Consider the following 12,842-nt stretch of genomic DNA (forward strand, 5'->3'; position numbering starts at 1 on the left):
CCCTTCCCTCAGATCTTCTGGGCAGCAGCCTCGCGCTGGTCAGCCGTCGAGCGTGCCGCATGCAGCGCAGAGTAGAGCTTGTTGAGGGCATTCATGTAGGCTTGGGCCGAAGCGACGATGATGTCGGTGTTGGCGGCATGGCCGGAAAAGATGCGGTCTTCGTGGCGCAGGCGGATGGTGACTTCCCCAATGGCGTCGATGCCGGCAGTAACCGATTGGACAGAAAACTCGATCAGCTTGTTGGGGATATTGACGATGCGGTTGATGGCCTTGTACACCGCATCCACCGGGCCTGTGCCCACGGCAGCGTCCACCCGCTCTTCTCCTTCCGGGGTTACCAGGCGCACCGTGGCAGTGGGAGCCTCTCGATTGCCACACACCACTTGGACATGCTCCAGGCGGTAGAGTTCGGGCACCGGGCGAGTTTCGTCGTTAACAATCGCTTCCAGATCCAGGTCGGAGATTTCTTTTTTCTTGTCAGCCAGCTCTTTGAAGCGCAAGAAGGCCTTGTTCAGATCCTGCTCCGACAGCTCGAACCCCAGTTCTTTGAGGCGGGTGCGAAAGGCGTTGCGGCCCGAGTGCTTGCCCAACACCAAGGTGCTCGATTGCAGGCCGATGGTCTGGGCATCCATGATCTCATAGGTCTGGCGGTTCTTCAACATGCCGTCCTGGTGGATGCCAGATTCGTGGGCAAAGGCGTTGGAGCCGACGATAGCCTTGTTGGGCTGCACCAACATGCCAGTGAGGTTGGAGACGAGGCGCGAGGTGCGATAGATCTCCTGAGTTTTGATGTGGGTGAGGGGCTTCTCGGAGTCCACCGGCAGGCCGAAGTAGGGGTTGAAGTAGCTGCGCCGCACATGCAGGGCCATCACCAACTCTTCCAGGGCTGTGTTGCCGGCCCGCTCACCAATGCCGTTGACCGTCACTTCCACCTGACGGGCGCCCTGCTTAATCGCTTCCAAGAAGTTGGCCACCGAGACGCCCAGATCGTCGTGGCCGTGCACAGAAAGGATCGCTTGCTTGATGTTGGGCACGTTCTCGCGGATGCCCTTGATCAGTTGGCCGAACTCCTCCGGCATGACGTAGCCGACGGTATCGGGGATGTTGATGGTTTTGGCACCCGCCCGAATGGCCGCCTCGATGACCTGGTATAGGAACTCTGGGTCAGAGCGGGTGGCGTCCATCATGGAGAACTCCACATCGTCCACGAAGGACTTGGCGTAGGCCACCATCTCTTCGGCAATTTGCAGCACCTCAGCGCGGGTTTTGCGCAACTGATACTTCAGGTGAATGTCGGAGGTGGAGATGAAGGTGTGGATGCGGGGCTTGGCAGCGGGCTTTAGGGCTGCAGCGGCTGCCTCAATGTCCGGCTTGAGGGCGCGGGCCAGGCTGCAAATCACGGGGCCATCGGGCGTTCCCACCTGCTCGGCCACTTTCTGCACAGCCTCGAAGTCACCGGGGCTGGCATAGGCAAACCCCGCTTCGATGATATCGACGCCCAGCCGGGCCAACTGCCGGGCAATGGCCAGCTTTTCTTCGGTGTTGAGGGTGGCGCCGGGGCACTGCTCCCCGTCTCGCAGGGTGGTGTCGAAAATGAGTACATGATCCAAAGCTTGGCCATCAAACCCGGCGACCGCGGCAGCATCCATAACGGTTACTGGGATAACGAAACACTACCTCATTATTCTGACATTAACTGGGACATTAACTGGCAGGGGTTCTAGCCTTGTTTGGGGAAGATTTGGGTGGGCTCTGTTGAGACGTCATTGGGCTTGGGTCTTGCAACCTTTCCCCTGGGATCCCCAGCGGCGGCAGGAGATGGGGGAAGGCAGATCCCGAAGGCGCAGGCGAGCAGTTGTTTATACTCTTTCTCATCCCTGAGAGGGCGTTCCCAGCGGCCTTCTGGGGTGGTCTCGATCCACTTAAAAGAGCCATTGGCGCGGGCGGTGAGGGTGACCCGTCCGGTCGGAGTGGCCAGGGTGCAAAGGCGCAGCCGGGTAAACATCGATTCTGGCGAAGTTTGGTGAAAGTGGCACATGGGCTCGAACTCCTGCAGGGAGCGTGGGATCCGATCCAGAAGAAACAGAGTTTTCCAGGTGTGATCCGGCTGTTCCTGCTGAACGAGCCAATACCGACGAGCGGTGGGATCCCCTGGCCAAGGGGTGAGGCGGTAGCGTCCTTCAGCCTGGGCCTGAACCCCAGGATCCCCCAGCCGCAACGGCTCGCGAAAGGCCTCCCCATACCCCACATCTGCCAGCCAGGCTTCATCGCCGATGTTCACCTGCACAGCCAAGTGGTCGCACTCAGGTCCAAAGCGGACATCGGACTCCGTCGGAGTAGCGCGAACGGCGCGGCTCACCTGTCCTGAGAGTAGGTGTACCGAAAACCCCATTCCCTGCAAGGCAGCGGCCAGCAGGCTGTTCAGCTCAAAGCAAAAGCCGCCCCGCCGCTCTCGGACGATTTTTTGGAACAAGAAATCCCGCTCCAGGCAAATGGCGCGACCCCGATGAATGTCCAGATTTTCAAACGGCACCCACAGCAGGTGGGCTCGGTGGATCTGGCGGAGGGTTTGCAGGGTGGGCTGGGTGGGGCCAACGTAGCCAATCCGATCCAAGTAGGCCCTGATTTGGGAGGGGGTCAGTGGCTCTAGCATCAGCACAGAAACCGTTTGGCTGCAAACTGCAAAGCAAGCTTTTGACCTACCCTAGCCTTGCCCCGGATCCCCGGCCAGAGCTAAAAGAACAGTTCACTGGAATCTGAAAGACGGCATCTTTTCCCCGGAGCCGATTTTTCTGTGGCTGTAGGGATCCCTGATGGCCAGGAGATGGGCAGAGGATTCTGGTGGACGGCCAGGCCCAAGCTTGCCCAAGATGGTTTACAAGACCGTCCAAAGCAGGTGGGAGCGCTACCGATGGCTGCTGCCCAAAATTTGCCCTCCGATGAGCTTTTTCCCATCACGCTGAAGCTCTTTGCCATCTATCAAGAAGTGATCGGACAAACTGAAATGTGCCTGCAGGTGAGCCCTGGTACCACCGTCGGGCAACTGTGCGATCAACTGATCCAGCGCTACCCCAGCTTGTCTCCTTGGCGCTCCCAAACGCGCTTCGGTCTCAACCTCAATTTTGTAGCTGCCGACACTCCCCTATCGGCGGGAGACGAAGTCGTCCTGATCCCTCCGGTCAGCGGGGGCTGAAAAGGAGCAAAAGGAGAATGCTACGATAGCGGCAAGAAAAAAAGAAGGCGAAGCGTTACATGGCAGAATACACTCGGTCGATTTCCTTTTATGGGCGGGAAATTGACATCAATATTGGGCTGATGGCCCCCCAGGCAGGGTGCGGGGTTTGGCTGACTTCGGGCGAAACCTCGGTTTTGGTTACCGCCACACGGCAGCCAGGCCGGCCTGGCGTTGATTTTATGCCCCTGTTGGTGGATTACGAAGAGCGCCTCTACGCAGCGGGGCGGATCCCGGGGGGATATTTGCGGCGGGAAGGCCGGCCACCGGAACGGGCCACTTTGATCTCTCGCTTAATAGACCGACCCATTCGTCCGTTGTTCCCGGAATGGCTGCGGGATGATGTGCAGGTGGTGGCCACCACCCTCTCGGTGGACGATACGGTGCCGCCCGATGTGTTGTGTATTTTGGGAGCCTCGTTAGCCATTCACGGTGCTCGCATCCCCTTCAACGGCCCCGTGGCGGCGGTGCGGGTGGGCTTGGTCAAGGATGAATTTATCCTCAACCCCACCTATGCCGAAATTGAGGCGGGCGATCTGGATCTGGTGGTGGCCGGCTGTGCCGATGGCGTGATCATGGTGGAAGCCGGGGCCAACCAACTGCCGGAAAAGGATGTGGTGGAGGCCATCGAGTTTGGTTTTGAGGCCATCCAGGAGCTGCTCAAAGCCCAACAGCAAGTCCTGGCGGATCTCAACATCACCCCGGTAGAGCTGCCCCCTCCCCCCAAAAACGAGGAGCTGATTGCCTTTGTAGAAGAGCAGGCTCAGGAGGGCATTCGCTCCATTCTCAGGCAGTTTTTGGACAAGACCAGCCGGGAACAACAACTGGAGGAGCTCAGGGCCAAGCTGGAGGCCCAAATCCAGGAACGGCCAGAGGGGGATCCCTTGCGGCTCTATCTTCTGGAAAACCCCAAAGAGTTGGACAACCAGTTCAAGGCTCTGCTCAAGAAGCTGATGCGCCAGCAGATCCTGCAGGAGGGGGTGCGGGTGGATGGACGCAAGCTGGACGAGGTGCGACCGGTCTCTTGCCGGGTGGGTTTGATCCCAAGGGTGCACGGCAGTGCCTTGTTCAATCGCGGCCTCACCCAAGTCCTTTCCATCACTACCCTCGGCACCCCCGGCGATGCCCAGGAGCTGGACGACTTGCACCCGGTGGATGAGAAGCGCTACATGCACCACTACAATTTTCCGGGCTTTTCAGTGGGAGAAACGCGGCCTTCACGCTCCCCGGGGCGGCGGGAGATTGGTCATGGGGCGCTGGCGGAGCGGGCCTTGGTGCCGGTGCTGCCCAAGGAAGAGGAGTTTCCCTATGTGGTGAGGGTGGTCTCGGAAGTGCTCTCCTCCAATGGTTCCACCTCGATGGGATCCGTCTGTGGCTCCACTCTTTCCCTAATGGATGCTGGGGTGCCGATCAAAGCGCCCGTCAGCGGGGTGGCCATGGGTCTTATCAAGGAGGGGGACGAGGTGCGCATCCTCACCGACATCCAGGGGATCGAGGACTTTCTGGGGGACATGGACTTCAAGGTGGCCGGTACGCGGGCGGGGATCACTGCTTTGCAAATGGACATGAAAATCACCGGCATCACCGTTGACGTGGTGGAGCAGGCCATTCGGCAAGCCAAGGCCGGGCGCGAGTTCATCCTCGACAAGATGCTGGAGACCATTGCCGCCCCTCGACCCCAGTTGGCCAAAACAGCTCCCCGTCTGCTCACGTTCAAGGTGGATCCCGAGGATATCGGCAAGATTATCGGCCCTGGCGGCAAGACGGTGCGCGGCATCACCGAAGCGACGGGGGCCAAGGTGGACATCAGCGACGATGGCACGATCACCGTGTCTTCCTCGGTGGGGGGGCAAGCCGAAGCCGCTCGGGAGATGATCGAAAATCTGGTGCGGCGGGTGGAAGAGGGGCAGGTGTATTTGGGCAAGGTGACCCGCATCATCCCCATCGGCGCTTTTGTGGAGTTTTTGCCCGGCAAAGAAGGCATGATCCACATTTCGCAACTGGCGGAGTACCGCGTCGGCAGGGTGGAGGATGAGGTGGCTGTGGAGGATGAGGTGGTGGTCAAGGTGCGCAGCATCGATCACAAAGGCCGCATCAACCTCACTCGCCTCGGCATTAGCCCTGAGGAAGCAGCGCGGGTGCGCAACCATCACCACTGAGGCTGCGGTTTTCCCCCAGCAACGGGGGGGCCAGGGATCCCCTCGACAGCCGCCGGCAGCGGCCAAAATGGCAGAGAAAACTCCATCGCGACAGCGGTGCGGAGCGCTTTTTAGCTGGCTCGCGTCTGCACTGCCGTTCGTGTGGTCGCGTCAGCGGTGCAAAGCCCTTTGCAATATGCCGGATCCCGTCCCTCCCTTTCTCGCTGGCCAAAGCCCTACTTCTCCGGCTCGACTGTCCCCCTCCCGGCGGCGGCTGGGCTGGGCGTTGGCTTGGGGCTTGGGTTGGGCTGCTCTGCTTAACCTTTCTGCTCAGCATCCTTTGTTGGTGCGGATGGAGAGCGACGCCCAGGAGTGGCTGTACGCTTGGCGTGGTCCCCAGCAGCCTTCTCCAGAGGTGGTGATCGTCGGCATTGATGGTCGTATAGGACTCGATCGCGACAGCGGTGCAGAGCACGTTCCCGCTAACGGGAACAGCGGACAGGGGGAAAGCAATGGCCGCACCAGTGGTGCAGAGCACCTTGGCCAAAAGGTTGACTTTCTTCTGGAACGGGCCAACTACGCCGGCCTGACCTTGCGTCTATTGGAAGAAGCCAAGGCCAGGGTGGTGGTGCTGAACCTGCCCAGCAGCTTTGTGGTGCCGCAAAACCTGGGCAACGAGAACTTAGATGCCCCTCTACGTCAGGTGGTACAGCGCTACCCAGATCGCTTGGTCTTGGCCACCCGCAGCAGCGAGAGCTTTGGCCGCTCCGAGATTAACATCTACAACCATTTTCTGCCCTTTTCTTCCCTGCGGCTGGAGTACTTGGTGCCGCCAGAACATGTGCAGGGGGTGGTGCAACATCGGGTAGACAGTGCCGGGATCCTGCGCCAGGCCCAGCTGCGGGGGCTCTACCTGCGCCGCGACAGCCAAGAGGAGCAGATGTTCGCCTCGGTCGAGGCTCTGGCTTTTGCCAAATACGACCCGGAGCGGGCCAGCCGCTGGTTTCGAGAACGGGGTTTGCAGCCGATTCAATTCAACCCCCTCGGCTCCCAGCACGGGATCCCCATCATCCCCATCGAACGGGTTTGCCCTCCAGCTGTTCTCCAGGCAGGATCCGGGTCTGTTGCCCCGATGATCAACCCCAGCCAAGCCTGCCGCGGCCAAGAAGGGATCCCTCCCCTCGATCCCGAAGTTGCCGACCAATTGCGGGACAAAATTGTCCTGGTGGGTTTTGTGGGCGGCTACCCCGAAACCTTCCCGGTGCGGACTGCGGATGGATCCCAGATTGCGGCGGTGGAGCTGCAGGCGCAAGTCCTCTCCAGCCTGCTCACCGGAGAGGTCTACCAATCTGTGCCAGAGGGGGTGGCGGCTGCGGTGGTCTTGCTGCTGGGAGTGGGAACGGGACTGCTTTTGGTGCTTTATCGTCCCCCCCTACGTTCGCGTCAGCGGTGCGGAGCACTTTTGAGCCCTTGGGGCTGGAAGCAACAGCAGTTTCTCCTGCGGCCTGTGGTGGGGCTTGCCGTTTACGAAGGGTGGGCTGTGGCCCAGTTTCTACTGGGGCGTTGGGTTTGGCCTCTCGTCTTGCCGGCCCTGGCCAGTGGGCTAACGGGGGTGAGCCTGCTGCTCACTTTGGTCATTGTGGAGAATCAAGAACGGCTCTTGGCCCAGCAACAGGAACTGGAGCGCCTGCGCCGAGCCGAACAGGAGGCCGCCATTGACCAGGCTCGCAAGCTGCTCTACCGAGTAGCCACCGACATTCACGATCGCGAGCTGCAGGAGCTGAAGGTGGTGATGGACAACTTGGAGAGCTTGCAATGGCAGCAGCACCAGGGAAAAGCTCCCGATCCCACCGTCTACGACCACCTGCTCGAGCAACTGGAGAGGATCGGACGCGGGATCCGGAATCAGCTCAACGATGTGCGCACTCTAGCTGCCAAGCTGCGCATCTCCCCCAGCTTACGAGAAGGGCTGCATCGAGGCATCGAGATCTATCTGGATGAACTGATCCAATCGGGCAGCCTAACGCTATCTGTAGAGCGGCAACTGCAACCGCTGCAGGAGCCCAACACCGGCGAGTGGTTTGATCAGCGAGAAGACATCTTGCGCTTCTTGCGAGAGGCCATCGGCAATGTCATTGCCCACGTGCAACCCCCCAAAGGCAATGCTTCCTTTGTCAGAGTGTCGCTGGCCCAAACGGAGCGCCACTGCTGCCTTTCCGTGGTCAACGATGGTATCGAGTACGCTCCCGGCCTCAGCGGCGGCTACGGCAGCAAGGCCATGAACACCATCGCCCGCTATCTACCCAAGGGATCTTGGCACCGCACCCGCACCCCGGAAGGCCATACCCATGTCGAGCTGCACTGGGAGATGCCGCTCTGAAAGACCTACACAGCACTGAACAGAACAGATTTTTGCTCAGCGCTGTTGCTTTCTTCCTGCTTCAGCAACCCTTGACTAGCGGTAGGTTTTAGACCTACCACCCCGCCAGAGGAGTCTCCACAGGCGTTAGCTTGTCGGGGTGTGGGGTTAGCTAAGCCCCGCACTGTACCCGTAGCGTCAGTGTCGGGATACAGATACCCCCACATGGTGTATGGTGAGAGTAGTTGCACAAAACGGCTTTTGCCGGAATCTGGTGCAGCTACGCGGTGGGACATCCCGTGTCTGCTCGCAGAGGGTTCTTGCGTAGGCTCCCCAATGAAGCGAGAAGCCCACACTGTACCCGTAGGGTCAGTGATGGGAGTATGTCACTTCCCCCAGAGCTTGGGGTACATTTCAAACGGTAGCTGGGGTCTAGAAACATAAACCTAACCACCCGCTCTCTGCACACTCGCACAACTGCCTAGCGTTTGCACATCAGGTTGTAGAGAACTGTGCAGCAAAGTGAGGACTCCGTCCCACTATCGCGAACAGTCAATCGGCGATTAGAGACAGCCCTCTTCCTAGGAAGCGTTCTTTGGCTTATCGGCCCAGGGACTGCAGCCAGCCAATCAGGGTGGTACCGGACAGAGCTTCAAACAGGATCAGGGCAACAAAGCCGATCATCGCCAAACGCCCGTTCAAGCGCTCTGCATAGTCGGTGAAGCCCACGCGGGGGGTGCTGTCCACATACATTTCCGGCTCGATGGCGTAGTTGTTCAGCCGACCACCTTCTTCGACGACAACGGAGCGATATCGGGTCATAGGGTTCTCCTTGTGCTTTCTTCACCAGCGTAGCTCGCTTTGCATAGGATTGTAAAGTTTTATTTACAACGTTGTTGACGCCCAATGTTCCGAGCTGCCGGGCAGAGTTCAACCAGGCCAGGAACAGCCTGTAAGCAGGGTTGTGGCTCTTGTCCCAGTACAGGGGAGCTGATAATAGCAAGGGGACTGGAGGACAACCATGTCGGTGCTGGAACAGTTAAATATGCTGCTGGATGGCCAGCCGGTGGCCAGCTTGGCGGTGCTGGAGCAGGGATCCCCGGCGGTGTCGTTGGTGCCTTTTGTGGTGCAGCGGGATCCCTTGCGCTTTGCCATTGTCATCAGCGATCTTTCTGGCCACACCCAGGCTTTGCGGGCAGATCCCCGTGCCAGCCTGCTCATCCACGAGCCGCCCACCCCAGGGGATCCCCGCAGTAACCACGCCCTGCCGCGGGTGATGGTGAGCGGAGAAGCCCAGTTTCTCAGCCGCGAGGAGGCGCAGGCGCAGGGGTTTGAAGCCCTCTACCGCGCCAAGTACGAGATTGCCGAGATGATCCTGGGCTTGGCGGATTTTCACTTCTGTCAGATCGTCCCCAAAACTGGTAGCTTCATCCAGGGGTTTGGCCAGGCATTCCGGCTGAGGGGCCCCAACCTGGATCAACTGGAGCACCTTGGTCGGGCGTAGGTACGAGGATTCCAAGGGCAGCCCATGCCATTCCCCAGCACGGGGAAGCTCCTGCTGCGCCACTTCCTAGCTCTCCTCTTGCAGGGGGGGTGAGGGGATCCCGGCGGAACGAACTCCTTTTTCAGGTTTTTTGGTGGGATCCCGGATCCAATCCAAAAGCAGCGGGTTGACCAGCTCGGGGGCTTCATCCTGGGGGCAATGGCCGACCCCCGGCAATGGGATGAACCCCACCACGCAAGGAAACTCTGCCAGGGCCCGCCCCAGAGCAATGGGTTCCCAGGGATCCGCTTCCCCCCACAAGATCAAGACGGGACAGACGATCTGAGGCAAGAGATCTTCTGCCAAAGGCCCCTGAGAGTAGCGCACAAAGGCCAAAAAGACCTCTGCCGCCCCCGGCTCCAAAGCGGGTTTGAGCAAAAGCTGGATCAGCTCCTCGGTAACCGCTTCTTTGCGCCCGTAGGCTTGGAGGAGGATATTGCGAATGGCCCTAGCCTGGGCCACCTGAGCAAAGAAGAAACGACCAAAGGGGGGCCACCCCAGCAGGGATTGCAGCAAAGGGGTAAACTGGCGGCGCAGCCAGGAGACCTGGCCCCGTTTCCGCTCGTGCAATAGCCGCAGCGAGGGATCCAACATCGCTACCCCTAAAACCTGGGCTGGATCCAGAACCGCCGCCTGCAAAGCCACGATGCCCCCAATCGAGTTGCCCACCAGGTAGGCCGGCTGGCCCATCACCTCCCGCACAAAATCGGCCACCAGGGATCCCCAGGTCTCAAAGGTGTAGGGCAAAGGGGATCCCGGCAGGGGCTTGGCGGATCCCCCAAACCCCAACAAATCGACCGCATACACCTGACAGTGCTGCCCCAGCTCCGGCAAATTTTTCCGCCAATGGTCGCTGCTGGCCCCGAAGCCATGGATGAGCAACACGGCTGGGCCTGCGGATCCCGACTGTTGGTAGCGAATGGGCTGGTTACGCCAGAGCCAGCGATGCTCTGTGTTCGCGTTAGCGCTGTATGGCAACATTGGGAGTGCAGTTTGGGTTTGCGTCAGCGTTGCGATCGTGACATACTTCTGCACTCATGCTGACGCATAGAGTGCGGGGCTTCTCGGCGGTCTAGCTAACCTGAAATGACTGTGAATCCCATCTCAAGCTTCCGGGAGAAAGTGGGGAATACTGGCAGTTGAGGGTTTTGCGGTGGGTCGGCTTTGATTTGGCTAGTTGGCCTCAGCTTGTTTAGTAGCGCTTTTTGCCTCTTCTGGGGACAGTTGTTGGTGGGCAAGTTGCTGCTGCTGCTGTGGGGGGGATCCCCCCTGGTGTGGAATACCTGCCTGGCCTTTTTTCAGGCCACCCTGCTTTTGGGCTACCTGTGGGCAGATCGGCTGGGGCGCGGCCTCAATCCCAGGATGGGGGTGCTGATCCACGGGATCTTGCTGCTGGTCGGGCTGAGGCTTCTGCCCTTTCAGCTGGGGATCCCCGGCCAACCGGAAGGATGGTGGCCCCCTCTCGCTCTGTTGGCAGACTTGACTTTGGGAGCTGGAGTGCCGCTGTTTCTCCTGTCGGCGACGACGCCGTTGCTGCAACGGGGGTTGGCGGCAAGAGGGGTCGCGGGGCAACGGGAGGCTTTGGATCCCTATTTTCTCTATGTGGCCAGCAATGCCGGCAGCTTGGGCGGGCTGCTGGGGTACCCGCTGGTGTTGGAGCCTCGTCTGTCTTTGGCTGGGCAAACTCTCCTGTGGACGGGATCCTACGAGCTGGTGGCAGCCCTGGTGCTGCTAAGCGGGGTGGGTCTGCTGCTCAGTCGCAACAGCGTTGCGGAGCCACAAGAACGCGGGGCAGATTCCCAGGGATCCGGCGCTGCTCTGGGGAATTGGGCTGTTTCCTGGCGAGAGCGTTGGCGCTGGGCGGGTCTGGCTTTTTTGCCGGCGGGCCTGTTGGTGGCGGTCACCACCTTGTTGACCACCGACGTGGCGGCAGTGCCCCTGTTGTGGGCCATCCCCCTGGGGATCTATCTGCTGACATTCATGCTGGCTTTCGGGGGGATCCACCCCAATGAGTGGGTTTTGGGAACAACAGCTCTTCTGGCCTGCGGGGCGGTGGGGGTACAGGTCTTGGGCTGGGTGAGGCCCGGTTTTTTGCTTTTGCCGCTGCATCTGACCACCTTTGGGCTGGTGAGCTGGGGCTGCCACAGCCGGTTGGCTTGCCGTCGCCCGCCGGTGGAGCAGTTGACGCAGTTTTACCTGTGGCTGGCTTTGGGGGGGAGCTTAGGGGGAATGTTCTCTGCCCTCTTGGCACCGCAGGTGTTTGAGACAGTGCTGGAATATCCCCTGTTGCTGGGGATGTCGCTGGCCGTGCTGGGGGCTCAGGGGGGGCGGGTGGGCCTGTGGCTGGGGCTGGGGCTGCTCCTGCCTTTGCTGCTGTTGCACTTTCAACCGCAGGCGTTGCTGCAGGTGGGCGCTGGGGTGGGTTTGGCGTTGGGCTGGGCGGTGCTGGCGCTGTTGGTGTCAGGGGAGAGCCGTTCACAGCAGCAGAGCGGAGCCCCTGGCTGGCAGGCCAAGGTCGGTTGGGTGGGAGCAATGGCGGGGTTGGTTGTGCTGCTGGGGCAACCCTGGCTGCAGCCGGGACTGCAGGTGATCCACAGCGAGCGCAGCGCCTTCGGCCTCAACCGGATCGTGGAATACCAAACTGAGCAGGGATCCTTTCGTGGCCTTCTGCACGGCACCACCCTACACGGCAGCCAAAACTTGGACCCGGAAAAAGCGCTGGAGCCGCTGACCTATTTTTCTCGGTCTGGGCCGGTTGGGCAGGTGTTTGCGGCGTTCAGAGCCCAGACTGTGGATCCCACGCCCGCCATTGCGGTGTTGGGGCTGGGGATCGGCACGTTGGCCGCCTATGCCGAGCCAGGGGATGAGTGGACGTTTTTCGAGTTGGATCCCACCGTGGTCGATTGGGCGAGCCGCTATTTTTCCTATCTCCGGTGGGCCCAGACGCGGGCGCGGGTGCAGGTCATCCTCGGCGATGCCCGGCTCAGCCTCAAGGGGATCCCAGAGGGCAGCTATGACCTGATGGTGATGGACGCCTTCAGCTCTGACGCAGTGCCGGTGCATTTGCTCACGCAAGAGGCTTTGGCCCTCTACCTGAGCAAGCTCAAGCCCCACGGCTGGCTGCTCTTCAACATCACCAACCGCCACCTCGACCTGGCCCCGCTGTTGGCTGGCCTGGCCGGATCCCTGCAGCTTCACGCTTGGCACCAAGACCACCGGGATCTCTCCCCTGAGCAACGCCAGGCGGGGCTGGCTCCTTCCCATTGGGTGCTGTTATCGCCGCGCGACGCTTCGACGACCGCCTCAGCAGGGCGGAGCCCTTTGGCCCAAAACTCTGGAGTCCTGCAGGAACTGGATCCCTGGCAGCCCCTTTTGCCCCAGGCCGGGGATCCCGTCTGGCGGGATGACTTTTCCAACCTGCTGCAGGTGATCCGTTGGCCCCGGATCCCTTTGCTAAAGGGTATCCAGATCCCCAGTTTTGGATAGGAATCCGGCTGTTATCGCTTATGCAACGCTTCGGCGAATGCATTAGGGTTGGGGAGCAGAAAAGTTAAAGAAATCTTTACAACT

9 protein-coding genes are annotated in these 12,842 nt (G+C 60.4%); 5 read left to right on the forward strand and 4 right to left on the reverse strand.

Annotated elements, in window-relative coordinates; genetic code table 11:
* Positions 1-8: 8 nt before the first annotated feature.
* Complete coding sequence (locus ACVWXW_RS05845; protein WP_457387587.1) at positions 9-1,649, reverse strand: 2-isopropylmalate synthase; 1,641 nt, start codon at positions 1,647-1,649, stop codon at positions 9-11.
* Between the two features lie 71 nt (positions 1,650-1,720).
* Positions 1,721-2,653, reverse strand: a complete 933-nt coding sequence (locus tag ACVWXW_RS05850) for an arylamine N-acetyltransferase family protein (protein ID WP_457403152.1) — start codon at positions 2,651-2,653, stop codon at positions 1,721-1,723.
* 258 nt (positions 2,654-2,911) lie between these two features.
* On the opposite strand from ACVWXW_RS05850, the gene ACVWXW_RS05855 reads away from it, so the two are divergent.
* The 3 genes from ACVWXW_RS05855 to ACVWXW_RS05865 all read left to right on the forward strand — a co-directional run bounded on the left by ACVWXW_RS05855 (position 2,912) and on the right by ACVWXW_RS05865 (position 7,750).
* Positions 2,912-3,193 carry a MoaD/ThiS family protein gene (locus tag ACVWXW_RS05855; protein ID WP_457403153.1) on the forward strand — a complete coding sequence of 94 codons (282 nt, stop codon included), beginning with the start codon at positions 2,912-2,914 and terminating at the stop codon, positions 3,191-3,193.
* Positions 3,194-3,252: 59 nt separating this feature from the next.
* Positions 3,253-5,391 carry a polyribonucleotide nucleotidyltransferase gene (locus ACVWXW_RS05860; RefSeq protein WP_457403154.1) on the forward strand — a complete coding sequence of 713 codons (2,139 nt, stop codon included), beginning with the start codon at positions 3,253-3,255 and terminating at the stop codon, positions 5,389-5,391.
* A gap of 175 nt (positions 5,392-5,566) precedes the next feature.
* The gene (locus tag ACVWXW_RS05865) at positions 5,567-7,750 is read left to right on the forward strand and encodes a CHASE2 domain-containing protein (RefSeq protein ID WP_457403155.1); all 2,184 of its coding nucleotides are present in this window, start codon (positions 5,567-5,569) and stop codon (positions 7,748-7,750) included.
* A 579-nt stretch (positions 7,751-8,329) separates the two neighbouring features.
* On the opposite strand, the gene ACVWXW_RS05870 is transcribed toward ACVWXW_RS05865, so the two are convergent.
* Positions 8,330-8,551, reverse strand: a complete 222-nt coding sequence (locus ACVWXW_RS05870; protein WP_011433062.1) for a high light inducible protein — start codon at positions 8,549-8,551, stop codon at positions 8,330-8,332.
* 199 nt (positions 8,552-8,750) lie between these two features.
* Here ACVWXW_RS05870 and ACVWXW_RS05875 point away from each other — a divergent pair, with 199 nt between their 5' ends.
* Positions 8,751-9,233 carry a pyridoxamine 5'-phosphate oxidase family protein gene (locus ACVWXW_RS05875; RefSeq protein ID WP_414399942.1) on the forward strand — a complete coding sequence of 161 codons (483 nt, stop codon included), beginning with the start codon at positions 8,751-8,753 and terminating at the stop codon, positions 9,231-9,233.
* Between the two features lie 66 nt (positions 9,234-9,299).
* On the opposite strand, the gene ACVWXW_RS05880 is transcribed toward ACVWXW_RS05875, so the two are convergent.
* Positions 9,300-10,253, reverse strand: coding sequence for an alpha/beta fold hydrolase (locus tag ACVWXW_RS05880; RefSeq protein WP_457403158.1), 954 nt, complete (start codon positions 10,251-10,253; stop codon positions 9,300-9,302).
* Positions 10,254-10,502: 249 nt separating this feature from the next.
* Here ACVWXW_RS05880 and ACVWXW_RS05885 point away from each other — a divergent pair, with 249 nt between their 5' ends.
* A complete protein-coding gene (locus ACVWXW_RS05885) occupies positions 10,503-12,758 on the forward strand; it encodes a spermidine synthase (protein ID WP_457403159.1) in 2,256 nt (751 codons plus the stop codon).
* The last annotated feature ends 84 nt before the right edge of the window (positions 12,759-12,842 follow it).

It is taken from the genome of Thermostichus sp. MS-CIW-30, from assembly GCF_054058015.1.

Coding starts and splice junctions, on each gene's coding strand:
- ACVWXW_RS05845 (WP_457387587.1), bottom strand. CDS start 1,649: ATGGATGCTGCCGCGGTCGCCGGGTTTGATGGCCAAGCTTTGGATCAT.
- ACVWXW_RS05850 (WP_457403152.1), bottom strand. CDS start 2,653: ATGCTAGAGCCACTGACCCCCTCCCAAATCAGGGCCTACTTGGATCGG.
- ACVWXW_RS05855 (WP_457403153.1), top strand. CDS start 2,912: ATGGCTGCTGCCCAAAATTTGCCCTCCGATGAGCTTTTTCCCATCACG.
- ACVWXW_RS05860 (WP_457403154.1), top strand. CDS start 3,253: ATGGCAGAATACACTCGGTCGATTTCCTTTTATGGGCGGGAAATTGAC.
- ACVWXW_RS05865 (WP_457403155.1), top strand. CDS start 5,567: ATGCCGGATCCCGTCCCTCCCTTTCTCGCTGGCCAAAGCCCTACTTCT.
- ACVWXW_RS05870 (WP_011433062.1), bottom strand. CDS start 8,551: ATGACCCGATATCGCTCCGTTGTCGTCGAAGAAGGTGGTCGGCTGAAC.
- ACVWXW_RS05875 (WP_414399942.1), top strand. CDS start 8,751: ATGTCGGTGCTGGAACAGTTAAATATGCTGCTGGATGGCCAGCCGGTG.
- ACVWXW_RS05880 (WP_457403158.1), bottom strand. CDS start 10,253: ATGTTGCCATACAGCGCTAACGCGAACACAGAGCATCGCTGGCTCTGG.